Genomic DNA, 15502 nt, shown 5'->3' on the forward strand with positions numbered 1-15502 from the left:
CGCGAGGGCGGGGCAGCTCGGCAGAGCTGCCCCGCCCTGGGCGTCGGTCCGTCCGCTGTCAGCGGGTGCCCTCGACCCGGGTCTGCACCCGGTCCAGGGCGGTGCGGTAGTCGTCGTTGCCGCTGTCCATGGCCGCCGCGATGCGCAGGTGCCGCAGCGCGTCGGCGTGCCGGCTGAGCCGCTCCAGCGTGCGGCCCAGCACGTGGTGGGCGTAGTGGTCGGCGGGGTCCCGGTCGATCAGCTCCCGCAGCTGCGCCTCGGCCCGGTTGAGCTGGGCCGACTGGAAGTACGCGCGGGCGAGCAGCTGGCGTACCGAGGCGTTGCCGGGCTCGGCCTCGACGATCGGTTCGAGCAGCCGGGCAGCCCCGGTCGGGTCACCGGCCTCGAAGAACATGGTCGCCCGCCGGTACTCGGCCAGAAGGTCCATCCGACCCACCCCCTCGTGTCGCGCCACTGTCCCGACGCTGGCACAACATCAGCCGTACCGCGACTGTTCCCGGGGGCCGGGAGCCGCGCGGGCGGGGTCAGGTGGGGGCACCGTGCCGGCCGGCGGCCAGCTCCCAGGCGCGTACGCCGCCGACGATGCCGGCGGTGTTGGGCACCACCACCACGTCGTCGCCCATCCGCACGAGCTGCTCGGGGCGGATCAGTCGGGAGTTGCCGCCGCCCAGGTAGAGCCGGTCCCAGCGGAACACCGGGCGCAGCCCGTCCACGACCTGGCGGATGCGGCGGGACCAGAACGCGTCCCCGAGCCGGCGCCGCTCCGGCTCCCCCACGTACGTGTCGTAGGTGGTGTTCCAGCGCACCGGCGCGTGGGACAGCTCCAGGTGCGGGGCGAGCACCCCGCCGTCGAAGAGCGCGCTGCCCAGCCCGGTGCCGAGGGTCAGCACCAGCTCGCAGCCGGTCCCGGCGACCACGCCGGCGCCGTGCACCTCGGCGTCGTTGAGTACCAGCGCGGGTACCCCGAACGCCTCGGCGAGCGCGGTCCGCGCGTCGTACCCGGACCACTGGGCGACCAGGCCCGGGTCGACCTTCGACCGGGGGCCGGAGCGGGTCACGTAGTGCGGGGTGGCGACCACCACCCCGTGCCGGATCATGCCCGGCAGGCCGACGGTGAGCCGGTCCGCCGTGGGCAGCCGGCCGGCGAGGTCCAGCAGCGTCTTCACGAAGAGCGCCGGCGGCAGGGGGTACGGGGTGGGCACCCGCAGCGGCTGGGCGCGCATCGTGCCCGCCTCGTCCAGCACGGACGCCTTGATCCCGCCGCCGCCACAGTCGATCGCCAGTGTGGTCACCACCCGAGCAGTGTGCCGCGCGGCTGCCGGGGCGCGAAGCAAGGGTGGGCGATCGGGGCGGATAGGGTCGGACACTGATGAGCGCGACGATGATCGTCAAGGGGCTGGCCGCGGGGCACGGGGACCGGGCACTGTTCGCCGGGCTGGACCTGGTGGTCGCACCGGGGGACGTGGTGGGGCTGGTCGGGCCGAACGGGGCCGGCAAGTCGACGCTGCTGCGTACCCTCGCCGGACTGCTGCCGGTGGAGGCCGGCAGCGTGACCCTGAGCCCGCCCACGGCGAGCGTCGGGCACCTGCCGCAGGAGCCCGAGCGGCGGCCCGGCGAGACCGTGCGGGACTTCCTGGCCCGGCGCACCGGGGTCACCGCCGCGCAGGCCGCGCTGGACGCGGCGACGGCCGCGCTCACCGACGGCGTGCCCGGCGCCGACGACGCCTACGCCGAGTCCCTGGAGCGCTGGCTCGCCCTCGGCGGGGCGGACCTGGAGGAACGGGCCGAGCAGGTGGCCGCCGAGCTGGGGCTCACGGTCGACCTGGAGCACCCGATGACCGGCCTCTCCGGCGGTCAGGCGGCCCGGGCCGGGCTGGCCTCGCTGCTGCTCAGCCGCTACGACGTGTTCCTGCTCGACGAGCCGACCAACGACCTGGACCTGGCCGGCCTGGAGCGGCTGGAGGAGTTCGTCACCGGGCTGCGCGCCGGCACGGTGCTGGTCAGCCACGACCGGGAGTTCCTCGCCCGCACGGTCACCCGCGTGCTGGAACTGGACCTGCACCAGCAGCAGATCCGGCACTACGGCGGCGGCTACGCGGGCTACCTGGAGGAGCGCGAGGTCGCCCGCCGGCACGCGCGGGAGTACTACGAGGAGTACGCCGACACCCGGGCCGGCCTGGAGGCGCGCGCCCGCACCCAGCGGGCCTGGATGGAGAAGGGCGTGAAGAACGCCCGCCGCAAGGCCACCGACAACGACAAGATCGGCCGCAAGTTCCGCGCCGAGTCGACCGAGAAGCAGGCGGCCAAGGCCAAGCAGACCGAGCGCCTGATCGAGCGGCTGGAGGTGGTCGAGGAGCCGCGCAAGGAGTGGGAGCTGCGGATGGAGATCGCCGCCGCGCCCCGCGCCGGCGCCGTCGTGGCCTCGCTGCGCGACGCCGTCGTACGCCGGGGCGACTTCACCCTCGGCCCGGTGACCCTCCAGGTCGACTGGGCCGACAAGGTGGCGGTGACCGGGGCGAACGGCTCCGGCAAGTCCACCCTGCTCGCCGCCCTGCTGGGCCGGCTCCCGCTGGACTCCGGGCACGCCGCGCTCGGCCCGGGCGTGGTGGTCGGCGAGGTGGACCAGGCCCGGGGGCTGTTCCTCGGCGACGTGCCGCTGATCGACGCGTTCGGTGCCGCCGTACCGCAGCTGTCGCCGGCGGACGCGCGCACGCTGCTGGCCAAGTTCGGCCTGCGCTCGGGGCACGTGCTGCGGCCGGCGGCGACCCTGTCGCCGGGCGAGCGGACCCGGGCGGCGCTGGCGCTGCTCCAGGGGCGCGGGGTGAACCTGCTGGTGCTGGACGAGCCGACGAACCACCTGGACCTGCCCGCCATCGAGCAGTTGGAGTCGGCGCTGGCCAGCTATCCGGGCACGCTGCTGCTGGTCACCCACGACCGGCGGATGCTCGACGCCGTGACCACGAACCGACGGCTGCGGGTGGCCGCCGGGCGGATCGCCGAGGATTGATCCCTGCCGACCCGCTCGCGCCGGGTGAGAATGACCCCATGCTCAAGTGGGAGTACGCGCTGCTGGTCCGCCGCCGCCAGGCGGCCACCACCGACATCGGCTGGGAGATCGTCTTCGTCTGGTACGGCCCGGACGGCTCCATGGTCGACGTGACGCCCTACGGCGACACCGCGCTGGCCCATCTCAACCGGGCCGGTGACCAGGGCTGGGAGCTGGTCTCGATGAGCGAGGACCCGTCCATGCCCGGCAACAGCGAGCTGCACCGCTATCACCTCAAGCGGCCCAAGGCGGCCGCCCCGCCGCCCCGGCAGCGGATGCGCGGCGGCGGACGCCCCCGGCGGACGATCGGTGGCTGACCGCCCGCCCGGCTCGGGGCGTCCGGGGCATAACGGGCGGGGATCCGGGTATCGGCCGGCGGGAGGTGGCCCGGATGGTCGCGCTGGCACAGAACCCGCCCTCGGCCGAGCGGCTGCGGGCGGTCGACGGATTCCTCACCGAGGCCTGGGTCGACCAGGCCCGGCACGACGACCGGCTGCGAGACCTCGCGGTCGAGGTGCGCTTCGACCGGGGGGTGGCCCACCTCAGCGGCGAGGTCGCCGGGCAGGACGAGCTGCGCATGGTCCGGGACCGGGTCGGCCGGCTCGCCGGCGTGCTCGGCGTCTGGTGCCGGGTACGCGTCGGCGGGCGCGACCCGGTGGTGGTCGACCTGGGCTGCGGCGCCACCAAGCAGTGGCCGGGCAACCTGGGGCTGGACATCTTCCCGGCCCCGGGGGTGGACGCGGTGGCGGACCTCTCCGGCTCGCTGCCGCTGGCCGACGACTCGGTGGACGTCTTCTTCGCGGTGCACATCCTGGAGCACCTGATCGACTTCCTGCCGCTGGTCGACGAGTGCCACCGGGCGCTCCGGCCGGGCGGCGTGCTGCACGTGATGAGCCCGTGGTGGCGGCACGTGAACGCCGTCGCCGACCCGACCCACGTCCGGCTGCTCGACGTGCAGACGGTCAAGGGCGTCTGCCTCCAGCGCCCGCCGGGCACCCCGCGCTGGTATCCCCTGCACGTCGGCTGCGACGGCGCCTCGATCTTCGCCGACCTCACCCCGCTGCCCCCGGACGCGGACGGCCCCACCCCCGCCCACCTGGCCCGCTTCTTCGACTGACCGCCGCCCCTGGCCAGCGGGGGGTCAGCGGCCGAGGGTGCTCTCGCGGGGCGCCAGGCGCCAGGGGGCCGAGAGTTCACGGGGCGGGGCGGTGCGGTCGCCGTCGATCCGGCCGGCGAGCAGTTCCACCGCCAGCCGGGCGATGCGCTCCTTGTCCGGCGCGATGGTGCTCAGGGTGGGCACGGAGAAGCGGCCGTCCTCGATGTCGTCGAAACCGGCCACCGCCACGTCCTCGGGGACGCGCAGGCCCGCCTCGTGCAGGGCGCGCAGGACGCCCAGGGCGAGCGTGTCGTTGAAGCAGAAGACCGCGTCGGGGCGTACGCCGGAGGTCAGCAGGCCGCGCATCGCGGCGGCGCCGTCCGCGCGGTGCCAGGCCGTCGCGGGCGCCACCAGCCGCTCGTCGTACGGGAGGCCGGCGTCGGCGAGCGCGGCGGTGTAGCCGGCGAGCCGCAGCCGGGCGCTGGCCCCCTCGGGGGTGCGCTGCGAGCCGATGGCGGCGATCCGGCGCCGGCCGAGACCGGCCAGGTGGGTGGTGATCTCCCGGGCGGCGCCCACGTTGTCGATCCCGACGTGATCGGCGGGACCGTGGTCGACCCGCTCGCCGAGCAGCACCATCGGGGTGCCGGCCAGCCCGGTGAGGTCCTCGGCGGTGAGCGCCAGCGGGCTGAAGATCAGCCCGTCGATCAGGTGCTCGGTGATGCCCGACGCGGCCACCCGCTCCTGCTCCCGACCGCCGCCGGTCTGGTCGATCAGCACCGTCCAGCCCAGCTCGGCCGCGGCCGTGACGACGTGCCGGGCCAGCTCCGCGAAGTAGGGGATGTCCAGTTCGGGGACCGCGAACGCGATGATCCCGGTGCGCCCCTTGCGGAGGTTGCGCGCGGAGAGGTTGGGCCGGTAGTTCAGCTCGGCGATGGCCTCCTCGACCCGGGCGCGGGTGTCGGGCCGGACGTGCACGTAGCCGTTGACCACGTTGGAGACGGTCTTCACCGACACGCCGGCGCGCTCCGCCACGTCCTTCAGCCTGTGCCGCACCACGTCGCCCTCCCCCATGGCGCGCACTTTACCGCGTGGGCGGCCCTTTACAACGTTGCTTACAACGTTGTAGAAACCAGGAGCACCAGGTGACCACGGTCACCCGGGACCGGCAACGAGGAAAGGTGGCACCCCTTGCGGACCGCGCAGCTCACCATCGACCCGGCCTTCGCCGTCGGACCGGCCGACCGGCGGCTCTTCGGCTCGTTCGTCGAGCACATGGGTCGCTGCGTCTACGGCGGGGTCTACGAGCCCGGGCACCCCACCGCCGACGCGCGCGGCCTGCGCGGCGACGTGCTGGAGCTGACCCGGGAGCTGGGCGTCTCCGTGGTCCGCTACCCCGGCGGCAACTTCGTCTCCGGCTACCGCTGGGAGGACGGCGTCGGCCCGGTCGGTGACCGCCCCCGCCGGCTCGACCTGGCCTGGAAGACCGTCGAGACCAACGCCTTCGGGCTCGACGAGTTCATGACCTGGGCCGCCGAGGCGGGCGTCGAGCCGATGATGGCCGTCAACCTCGGCACCCGGGGCGTGCAGGAGGCCTGCGACCTGCTGGAGTACACGAACCATCCGGGCGGGACCCAGCTGTCCGACCTGCGCCGCAAGCACGGCGCCGAGGAGCCGTACGGGGTGCGGCTCTGGTGCCTGGGCAACGAGCTGGACGGCCCGTGGCAGGTCGGCCACAAGACCGCCGACGAGTACGGCCGGCTCGCCGCCGAGACCGCCCGCGCCATGAAGATGATCGACCCGTCGATCAGCCTGGTGGCCTGCGGCAGCTCCAACCGGACGATGTCCACCTTCGCCTCCTGGGAGGCGACCGTGCTGGAGCACACCTACGAGCACGTCGACTACATCTCCGCGCACACCTACTACGACCCGTCCGACGGCGACCGGGCCAGCATCCTGGCCTCCGCCGTCGACATGGACAACTTCATCCGCGACGTCGTGGCCACAGCCGACCACGTGGCCGCCAAGCAGCGGCACCGGCGGAAGCTGAAGATCTCCTTCGACGAGTGGAACGTCTGGTACCAGTCCCGTCTCCAGGCCGACCTGGACCGGCGCGGCTGGGTCGAGGCACCGGCGCTGATCGAGGACGACTTCACCGCCGTCGACGCGGTGGTGGTCGGCGACCTGCTGATCACCCTGCTCCGGCACGCCGACCGGGTCGGGGTGGCCTGCCAGGCCCAGCTCGCCAACGTGATCGCCCCGATCCGCACCCGCACCGGCGGCCCCGCCTGGCGGCAGAGCATCTTCCACCCGTTCGCGCTGACCGCCCGGCACGCCCGCGGCACCGTGCTGCGCACCGAGCCGGTCGGCCCGACCTACGAGACGAAGCGGTACGGCGAGGTCCCCGTGCTCGACACGGTCGCCGTGCACGACGAGGAGACCGGCGAGCTGACCGTGTTCGCGGTCAACCGGGGCAACACGGACCTGGAGCTGCACCTCGACCTGCGCGGCCTCGCAGGACTATCCGGTCAATCCCACCTCTGCCTCGCCGCCGGGGACGACCCGACGGCGACGAACACCGAGGCCGAGCCCGACCGGGTGACGCCCCGGCAGCTGCCCGACCCCACCACCGACGGCGGCCGGTGCTCCGTGCGCCTTCCGGCCGTCTCCTGGAACGTGCTGCGCTTCTCCCCCACCGGCGGCTGACACCGCACCGGTCCTGAGCAGGCACACTTCATCCCGTCCCCCAAGGAGCGAAACCCCATGATGCAGAACGAAATGAGCCGGCGGCGCCTGCTCGGCCTCGGCCTCGGGCTCGGCGCCGCGGCGTCGTTGACCCTGGCCGGGTGCGGCGGCGGCGACGACAGTTCGGGCCCGGCGGCCGGCAACGGCGGCAAGGACTACACCGGCCCGAAGGTGGACCTGAAGCTGTGGAACGGCTTCACCGGCGGCGACGGCGACATCTTCAAGGCGCTGGTGAACCAGTTCAACACCGAGCACCAGAACATCGCCGTCTCGATCGCCACGTACCAGTGGGAGGACTACTACAACAAGCTCCCCGGCGCGGCCTCCAGCGGCGCCGGCCCGGACATCGCGGTCATGCACATGGACCAGCTCGCCACGTTCGCCGCGCGCGGCGTGATCACCGAGCTGGACGACGTCGCCAAGACCCTGGAGCTGTCGGAGGGCGACTTCGCCCCCACCGTCTGGAAGGGCGGGCTCTACAACTCCAAGCGGTACGGCATCCCGCTGGACATGCACCCCCTCGGCTTCTACTACAACAAGGGGGTCATGCAGAAGGCCGGCCTGGACCCGAACAAGCCGCCGACGACGAAGGACGACTACACCGCCGCGCTGACCGAGCTGAAGAAGTCCGGGGTGCAGGGCTTCTGGGTCAGCCCGTTCCAGTTCACCGGCGGCATGACCTTCTACTCGCTGCTGCACCAGTGGGGCGGCAGCGTCTTCGACGCCGAGGCCACCAAGGCCACCTTCAACTCCGACCAGGCCGTCGAGGCGTGCACCTGGCTGACCGACCTGATCAAGCAGGGCCACTCCCCGGCCAACGTCGGCCAGGACGCCGACTACCTCGCCTTCAAGAGCGGCAAGAACGCGTTCAACTGGAACGGCATCTGGCAGATCAACGACCTGAAGAAGAGCCCGGACATCCAGTGGGGCGTCGCGCCCCTGCCGCAGATCGGCTCGCAGCCGGCCGCCTGGGCCAACTCGCACAACTTCACGATCGTCAAGCAGCGGGCCAACGACGCCAACAAGGTCTCGGCGGCGAAGGTCTTCATCAACTGGCTCAGCCAGCACTCCCTGGAGTGGGCCAAGGGCGGCCAGGTCCCGGCCCGCAAGGCCGTACGGGACGGCGCCGACTTCAAGGCGCTGGCCGAGGTCAACGCGCTCGCCCCCGAGCTGGAGTACGCGGCCTTCCCGCCGGCGGCCCCGGGCCTGGGTGAGGTCATGACGACCTTCTACAACTCGTTCAACGAGGCGGCGCTGGGCAAGAAGTCGCCGAAGCAGGCGCTGGACGACGGGGTGACCAAGGCGAACAAGCAGCTGGAGGACAACCGCAAGAAGTACGGGAGCTGAGTCCCCGTGGCGGACGTGATCGAGGCGGGGGCGGCGCGTGCTGACGCGCCGCCCCCGGCGGCCGACGCCCCCCGTGGCGGCGCCCGGGCGGGCCGGGCCGGGCGGGCGACGCCGTACCTCTTCCTCGCCCCGTACCTGCTGCTGTTCGGGGTCTTCGGGCTGCTGCCGATCCTGCTCGGCCTCTGGCTCTCCGTGCACCAGTGGGACTTCCAGCTGCCCAACCGGCCCTTCGTCGGGCTGGACAACTACCAGGAGCTGTTCTCCAGCGACTCGGCCGTCTACGGCGACTGGTGGCAGAGCGTCCGGGCGACGGCGATCTTCACCGTCTTCGCGGTGCCGCTGCTGGTGGTCGTCCCGCTCGGGCTGGCGCTGCTGCTGAACCGCTCGTTCCCCGGCCGGACCTTCTTCCGGGCGATCTACTTCGCGCCGTACGTGCTGGGCGTGGCGGTGATCGGCCTGCTCTGGCGGTTCCTGCTCGACGCCAACCTGGGCCTGGTCAACCGGATCGCCGGGATGGTCGGGCTGCCGGCCGACACCCCGTGGGTGACGGACGTGCCGTGGGCCTGGGTCTCGCTGGTCGGGGTGACCGTGTGGTGGACCTCCGGCTTCAACGCGGTGATCTACCTGGCCGGGCTTCAGGACATTCCGCAGGAGCTGTACGAGGCGGCGAAGGTGGACGGCGCGAGCGCCTGGGAACGGTTCCGGCACGTCACGCTCCCCGGGCTGCGTCCGGTGCTGCTCTTCGTGATCACCACGACCGTGCTCGCCTCGGCGAACGTGTTCGGTCAGTCGTTCCTGATCACCCAGGGCGCGCCGGGCACGGAGACCCGCACGGTGGTCTGGTTCATCGTCGAGGAGGGGCTGCGGGACAACGACGCGGGCCGTGCCGCCGCGATGAGCATCGTGTTCGCGCTGATGCTGGCGGTCGTGAGCATCGCCAACTTCCGCCTCTTCCGCTACCGGGAAGACTGAGGGGACCGCCATGACGACGCCCACGCGCGCCCCCGCGCCGACCCGCGCCCCGGCGACCGGCCGCGCCCCGGGGAGCGCGCTGCGCCGCACCGCGCTCTACGCCACCCTGGTCGCGCTCGCCCTGGTCTTCCTGCTGCCGCTGGGGTGGATGGTCATCACCTCGCTGAAGACCTACACCGGGGCCCAGCAGATCCCGCCGACCTGGCTGCCCGACCCGATCTCCGGGTACGGCTACGGGCAGATCCTGAACAACTCCGCCAACCCCGTGCTGCGCTGGTTCGCCAACAGCATGCTGGCCGCCACCGCGCACGCGCTGCTGGTGCTGGCGACGGCCTCGATGGCCGCGTACGCCCTGGCCCGGATGCGGTTCCGCGGCCGCGGGGTGCTCTTCGCGCTGATCGTCGGGACGCTGTTCATCCCGCCGACCTCGCTGATCATCCCGAACTTCCTGATCGTCGACGAGCTGAACTGGATCGACACCCTGGCCGTGGTGATCGTCCCCGGGGCGGCGAGCGCGTTCGGGGTGTTCTTCCTGCGGCAGTTCTTCCTCTCCCTGCCCCGGGAGCTGGAGGAGGCCGCGGTGCTGGACGGGGCCAACCAGTGGCAGATCTTCTGGAAGGTGGTGCTGCCGCTGTCCAGGCCGGCGCTGGCCACGCTGGCGGTGCTGTCGTTCCTCACCAACTGGAACGACTTCCTCTGGCCGATCTTCGTGCTGTTCAGCCCGGAGACGCTCACCCTGCCGCCGGGGCTGGGCCTGCTCCAGGGCGCCTACGTCACCGACTACCCGGTGATCATGGCGGGGGCGGTGCTGGCCAGCGTGCCGGTGCTGATCCTCTTCGTGCTCGCCCAGCGGCACATCATCCAGGGCGTCTCCCGCAGCGGGCTGAAGGGATGACGGTCGGGACCACCCGGCGGCGCGGCGCGGCGGCGGTGCTCGCCGCCGCGCTGCTCGCCGCCGGTTGCGGTGGTGGAGAAGAACCTTCGAGCACGGGAGACGACGCGCGCATGTTCACCAACCCGGTCGTACGCACCGACGCGCCCGACCCGCAGGCGATCCGGGTGGGCGACACCTGGTACCTGTTCCACACGAACGCCGGTGGCCGCAACGTCCCGGTGCTCACTTCCCCGGACCTGGTCGACTGGACCCCGGCCGGGGACGCGCTGCCGGAACTGCCGGGGTGGGCGGACGCCGGGAAGACCTGGGCGCCCGAGGCGATCGAGCTGGCCCCGGGCCGGTTCGCGCTCTACTACACCGTCGCCGGGCGCGAGTCGGGGCGGCAGTGCGTCGGGCGGGCCGTGGCGGGCGCGCCGCAGGGGCCGTACCGGGACGACTCGACCGGTCCGCTGATCTGCCAGGCGGAGCTGGGCGGGGCGATCGACGCCAGCCCGTTCCGGGACGCCGACGGCAGCCTCTGGCTGCTGTGGAAGAACGACGGCAACGCCATCGGGGTGGACACCTGGATCTGGTCGCAGCGCCTCTCCGACGACGGGCTGCGCCTGGTCGGCGAGCCGACGAAGCTGCTGAAGCAGACCGAGCCGTGGGAGGGCACCCTGATCGAGGGCCCGTTCCTGCACCGCCACGACGGCAGGCTGTTCCTGTTCTTCGCCGCGAACGCCTACGACCGCGCCGAGTACGCGGAGGGCTACGCGATCTGCGAGTCGCCCACCGGGCCGTGCGTGAAGGCCCCGGAGAACCCGATCCTGAAGACCAACGAGGTCGCCTCCGGGCCGGGGCACGCCTCGATGGTGGTCGAGGACGGGCGCACCTGGCTGCTCTACCACGCCTGGCCGCCCGGCCAGGAGGGCACCGTCGACCCGGGCCGCCAAATCTGGCTCGACGAGGTCGTCTGGACCGACGGCAAGCCCGTCGTCAAGGGCCCGACGGCGGGGCCGCAGCAGCGGCCCTGACCGGGAGCCTTCCGGAAGGCGGCGAGCCCGGAAGACCACACGCACGGGGAGACACCGACAGCGCGGCACCCGACAGGGGTGCCGCGCTGTCCTCGTACACCAGGGCCTGACCGCCCGGAGCGGGCCGGGCTCCCCGGAAACCCCACCCCGCGACCAGCCGGATCAGACGGAAGCCGGTTCCCGGGAGTCCGGGGACGAGGAACGCCGGGCGAGGCGGTTGCGGCGGTAGCCGTAGCCGAAGTAGATCAGCACGCCGAGCAGCATCCACGCGGCGAACCGCAGCCAGGTCTCCACCGACAGGTTCAGCATCAGGTAGAAGCAGGCCAGCGCCGAGAAGATCGGCAGCACCGGGGAGAACGGCACCCGGAACGGCCGGTCCAGGTCCGGGCGCTTGCGGCGCAGGACCGGCACCGCGATCGAGACGATCACGAACGCCGCGAGCGCGCCGATGCTGACCAGGTCGGCCAGGGCCGACAGCGGCAGGAAGCCGGCGAGCAGCGCGACCGCCACCGTCATGACGGCCGAGATCCGGTACGGGGTGCCCCAGCGCGGGTGCACCTTCGCGATCGACGGCGGGATCAGCCCGTCGCGGCTGATGGCGAAGCCGATCCGGCCCATGGCCACGAGGTCGACCAGGATCACGCTGGTCAGGCCGGCGACGGCGGCGATGGAGACGAGGATGCCGGCCCACTCGGCGCCGACCGCGTTGAAGGCCGCCGCGATCGGGGCGCCCCGGTCGATCTGGTCGTACGGCACCATGCCCACCACGACCAGCGAGACGCCGATGTACAGCACCGTGGAGATCAGCAGCGTGCCGAGCAGGCCGAGGGTGAGGTCCCGGCGGGGCCGCTTGGTCTCCTCGCCGAGGTTGGCGACCGCCTCGAAGCCGGTGTACGCGAAGAAGACCACCGCGGCGGCGCTGAGCACGCCCACGAAGCCGAACACCGAGGGCTCCAGGCCGAAGAGCGCCTGGGTGACGGGCTGCTTGATGCCGTCCTCGCTGCCGTCTGCGGGCTGCGCCGGCGGGATGAACGGGGTGAGGTTGGCGGCCTTCACGAAGAACAGGCCGGCGACCACGATGAAGACGCAGATGGCGACCTTGACCAGCACCAGCAGGTTGGTCACCCGGGCCGACTCGCGGATGCCGACGATCGCCACGACGCCGAGCAGCAGCACGATGCCGATCGCGCCGACGTTGACGACGCTGCCCTCCTCGCCGAACCAGGCGGTGGGCAGGCCGACGAGTTCGGCCAGGTAGCCGGACCAGCCGCGCGCCACCACCGCCGCGCCGAGGGCGAACTCCAGCAGCAGGTCCCAACCGATGATCCAGGCGACGATCTCGCCCATGGTCGCGTACGCGTAGGTGTAGGCGCTGCCGGCGGCCGGCACGCTGGAGGCCAGTTCGGCGTAGCAGAGGGCGGCGAGCAGGGCGACCAGGCCGGCGATGGCGAACGAGATCACCACGCCGGGCCCCGCGCTGTCGCGGGCCTCGATGCCGGTGAGCGTGAAGATGCCGGTGCCGATCACGATGCCGATGCCGAAGCCGGTGAGGTCGCGGGCGCCGAGCCGGCGCTTCAGGCCGGGCCCGCCGTCCTCACCGTCGGCCTCGCTCTGCGCGATCACGTCCCCGATCGGTTTGGTACGCAGCACGGACACCGTGGTCACCTCCCACCGTCCGGACCACCCTGGTGGCGGCCGGTGACCGGCGTTGCTACCCAGGGTGGACCCCCCTCAATCCCCACGTCTCGGGCCATTCGGGCCAGCACCCGCCGTGTGCACTCCGCCACGGCGCGTTTCGTGAGCCCGGCCACTAGGGGGAGCCGGCGTGGACGGACGGATCGATCGCGCCCAGACTCTTGCGCAGAGCCCGTGAGGTGTGAAAATTTCCTACCAGCGGCAGAATGTCAACGGCGAATCTTGCCGTCTGCGCCGCGATGAACCCCTGACACGGGAGCCCCAACGAAGGGACACACCGCATGAAGGCAACTCGGCTCGGAGCCGCCGGGCTGGCCGCCGCACTGCTCGGCGCGCTCGTCGCCGCCACCCCGGCGAGCGCGGCACCCGACGCGGCGACCACCGCCGCCTCCACCACCTCCTGCGTCACCGACCCGGCCACGCCGAAGCGGCAGTTCCGGGCCATGTGGATCTCCTCGGTCGTCAACATCGACTGGCCGAGCAAGGCGTCCCAGACGTCGCCGGACCGCGTCGCCACGCAGCAGGCCGAGTACCGCCAGCTGCTCGACCTCGCCGAGCGGCTCAACCACAACGCCGTGGTCGTCCAGATCCGGCCGACCGCCGACGCGTTCTGGCCCTCGCCCCACGAGCCCTGGTCGGAGTACCTGACCGGGGTCCGCGGCGAGAACCCGGGCTGGGACCCGCTGAAGTTCGTGGTCGAGGAGGCGCACAAGCGCAACCTGGAGTTCCACGCCTGGTTCAACCCGTACCGCATCTCCATGCCCGCCCCGGGCGGCGCCGGCGCCGACATCAACCAGCTCGCGCCCAACCACCCGGTCCGCGAGCACCCCGAGTGGACCTTCGCCTACCCGCCGGCCGGGGTCGCCGGCAGCCGGCTCTACTACAACCCCGGCATCCCCGAGGTCCGCGAGTTCGTGCAGACCGCGATGATGGACGCGGTCAAGCGGTACGACGTCGACGGCGTGCACTTCGACGACTACTTCTACCCCTACCCGAGCGGCACCCACCAGGTGCCCGACGACGCCACCTTCGCGGCGCACAACCGGGGCTTCACCGACAAGGCCGACTGGCGGCGGGACAACATCAACCTGCTGGTCCAGGAGATGAACGCCAAGATCAAGGCCGAGAAGCCGTGGGTGAAGTTCGGCGTCAGCCCGTTCGGCATCTGGCGCAACCAGTCGGCCGACCCGCTGGGCTCGGACACCACCGGCAGCCAGTCGTACGACATCATCTCCGCCGACACCCGCAAGTGGGTCAAGGAGGAGTGGATCGACTACATCGTGCCGCAGCTCTACTGGTACATGGGCCAGTACCCGGCCGCCGACTACACCCGGCTGGTGCCGTGGTGGGCGGACGTGGTCAAGGGCACCCGGGTGCAGCTCTACATCGGGCAGGCCGACTACAAGAGCGGTGACCCGGCCTACGGCTCCTTCTGGATGAACCCGCAGGAGTTGTCCAACCACCTGACGCTGAACCGGCAGTACCCGGAGGTCCTGGGCAACGTCCACTTCTCGGCCGTGCAGGTGCGGGCCAACCGGCTCGGCGCGACCGACATCTACGCCGCCGAGCACTACTCCCGCCCGGCGCTGATCCCGACCATGACGCACCTGCCGAAGAAGCCGCTGCTCATGCCGGTGGTCACCAAGGCCGCGCGGCAGTCCGACGGGGTCCGCCTGAACTGGCTCCAGCCGGCGAACGGCGTGGGCCCGCTCGGCACCGCCACGTCGTACGCGGTCTACCGCTTCGACGGGACCGGCCTGGCCGGCCGGTGCGACTTCGCCGACGCGGCGCACCTCGTCGACACGGTCCGCGCCGACACGGACAGCCGGACGCAGTCCTGGGTGGACACCACCGCCGAGGCCGGCAAGCGGTACACCTACTACGTGACCGCGCTCGACCGGCTGGCGAACGAGAGCCCGGCGAGCCCGCCGGCGTTCGTCCGCTGACGTGACACCGAATGCCCCGGGTGCCCCTGGCGCCCGGGGCATTCGTCTGTTTCGACGCCTGTCACCAAATGTCGGTGGGCACCGCATCCCCCGGAACCATTCATGATCGACACTGTTCGGCACTCCGGTGACCCGCCGGTAACCCCCGTCCCGCCCGCACATCCCCCGCGGAGGTACCCGTGCCCAAACGCCTCACCACCCTGCTCGCCTCGGCCGCGCTCACGATGCTCTTCGTCTTCGGGGTCTCCTCCCCCGCCGCCGCCGTCACGACCTCGCAGAAGCTGTCCGTCCTCTCCAGCTGGACGCAGACGAGCGCCTCCAGCTACAACTCCTGGAACTCCGGCCGGCTCAACCAGGGCGCCTGGGCGGCGTACGGCTTCAACTGGTCGACCGACTACTGCTCGTCGAGCCCGGACAACCCGCTCGGCTTCACGTTCAACCTCTCCTGCTACCGGCACGACTTCGGCTACCGCAACTACAAGGCGATGGGCCGGTTCTCGGCGAACAAGGCCCGCCTCGACGACGCCTTCTACGCCGACCTGAAGCGGGTCTGCGCCACGTACAACGCCGCCGTGCGGCCCGCCTGCACCAGCCTCGCCTGGACGTACTACCAGGCCGTCAAGGCCTTCGGCTCGCTCGCCGCCGTGCAGCAGGCCGACATCGACCGCGCCGCCCGGATGAAGGCCGACGCCGAGAGCCGCGCCGCCCTGCGCTGACCGCGCCCGTACGCCCAGGGGTTCGCGTCCCCGG

Annotated in this window: 14 protein-coding genes; 10 read left to right on the forward strand and 4 right to left on the reverse strand. The window is 72.2% G+C overall.

All coding sequences use genetic code 11. The features are described from left to right. Positions 1-58: 58 nt before the first annotated feature. On the reverse strand, positions 59-427 hold the full coding sequence (locus RM555_RS19730) for a tetratricopeptide repeat protein (RefSeq protein ID WP_311413137.1): 369 nt from the start codon (positions 425-427) through the stop codon (positions 59-61). 97 nt (positions 428-524) lie between these two features. After that, positions 525-1295, reverse strand: coding sequence for an ROK family protein (locus RM555_RS19735; RefSeq protein ID WP_311413138.1), 771 nt, complete (start codon positions 1293-1295; stop codon positions 525-527). A 74-nt stretch (positions 1296-1369) separates the two neighbouring features. Between RM555_RS19735 and RM555_RS19740 the strand changes: the two genes are divergently transcribed. The 3 genes from RM555_RS19740 (at position 1370) to RM555_RS19750 (ending at position 4163) form a co-directional block, all read left to right on the forward strand. Further along, entirely contained in the window at positions 1370-3007 is a 1638-nt protein-coding gene (locus RM555_RS19740) for an ABC-F family ATP-binding cassette domain-containing protein (RefSeq protein ID WP_311413139.1), read from the forward strand. 38 nt (positions 3008-3045) lie between these two features. Then, positions 3046-3363, forward strand: coding sequence for a hypothetical protein (locus RM555_RS19745; protein WP_151457752.1), 318 nt, complete (start codon positions 3046-3048; stop codon positions 3361-3363). Positions 3364-3437: 74 nt separating this feature from the next. Then, positions 3438-4163, forward strand: coding sequence for a methyltransferase domain-containing protein (locus RM555_RS19750; protein ID WP_311413140.1), 726 nt, complete (start codon positions 3438-3440; stop codon positions 4161-4163). A 24-nt stretch (positions 4164-4187) separates the two neighbouring features. On the opposite strand, the gene RM555_RS19755 is transcribed toward RM555_RS19750, so the two are convergent. After that, complete coding sequence (locus tag RM555_RS19755; RefSeq protein WP_311413175.1) at positions 4188-5195, reverse strand: LacI family DNA-binding transcriptional regulator; 1008 nt, start codon at positions 5193-5195, stop codon at positions 4188-4190. Positions 5196-5330: 135 nt separating this feature from the next. On the opposite strand from RM555_RS19755, the gene arfA reads away from it, so the two are divergent. From arfA to RM555_RS19780, 5 genes are read left to right on the forward strand one after another with little or no spacing between them, the layout of a single operon-like run. Continuing rightward, entirely contained in the window at positions 5331-6845 is a 1515-nt protein-coding gene (arfA, locus tag RM555_RS19760) for an arabinosylfuranosidase ArfA (protein ID WP_311413141.1), read from the forward strand. A gap of 57 nt (positions 6846-6902) precedes the next feature. Further along, positions 6903-8231 (forward strand): ABC transporter substrate-binding protein, encoded by a 1329-nt coding sequence (locus RM555_RS19765; RefSeq protein ID WP_311413142.1) that lies wholly within the window; start codon positions 6903-6905, stop codon positions 8229-8231. Positions 8232-8237: 6 nt separating this feature from the next. Continuing rightward, the gene (locus RM555_RS19770) at positions 8238-9203 is read left to right on the forward strand and encodes a carbohydrate ABC transporter permease (RefSeq protein WP_132230819.1); all 966 of its coding nucleotides are present in this window, start codon (positions 8238-8240) and stop codon (positions 9201-9203) included. A 10-nt stretch (positions 9204-9213) separates the two neighbouring features. Next, positions 9214-10098: a carbohydrate ABC transporter permease gene (locus RM555_RS19775; protein ID WP_311413143.1), complete on the forward strand. Its 885-nt coding sequence runs from the start codon at positions 9214-9216 to the stop codon at positions 10096-10098. Continuing rightward, positions 10095-11111 carry a glycoside hydrolase family 43 protein gene (locus RM555_RS19780; RefSeq protein ID WP_311413144.1) on the forward strand — a complete coding sequence of 339 codons (1017 nt, stop codon included), beginning with the start codon at positions 10095-10097 and terminating at the stop codon, positions 11109-11111. Before RM555_RS19775 ends, RM555_RS19780 begins: the two co-directional genes overlap by 4 nt. Before the next feature lie 162 nt (positions 11112-11273). Here the strand turns inward: RM555_RS19780 and RM555_RS19785 are convergent, their stop codons facing one another. Then, positions 11274-12776, reverse strand: coding sequence for an amino acid permease (locus RM555_RS19785; protein WP_449560149.1), 1503 nt, complete (start codon positions 12774-12776; stop codon positions 11274-11276). Positions 12777-13087: 311 nt separating this feature from the next. On the opposite strand from RM555_RS19785, the gene RM555_RS19790 reads away from it, so the two are divergent. Both RM555_RS19790 and RM555_RS19795 read left to right on the forward strand, forming a co-directional pair. Next, a complete protein-coding gene (locus RM555_RS19790; RefSeq protein WP_311413145.1) occupies positions 13088-14752 on the forward strand; it encodes a glycoside hydrolase family 10 protein in 1665 nt (554 codons plus the stop codon). Positions 14753-14931: 179 nt separating this feature from the next. Next, a complete protein-coding gene (locus tag RM555_RS19795) occupies positions 14932-15468 on the forward strand; it encodes a phospholipase (protein WP_151453406.1) in 537 nt (178 codons plus the stop codon). The last annotated feature ends 34 nt before the right edge of the window (positions 15469-15502 follow it).

The sequence above is a fragment of the Micromonospora reichwaldensis genome (assembly GCF_031845925.1).
In the GTDB taxonomy this organism is placed as follows: Bacteria; Actinomycetota; Actinomycetes; order Mycobacteriales; family Micromonosporaceae; genus Micromonospora; species Micromonospora reichwaldensis.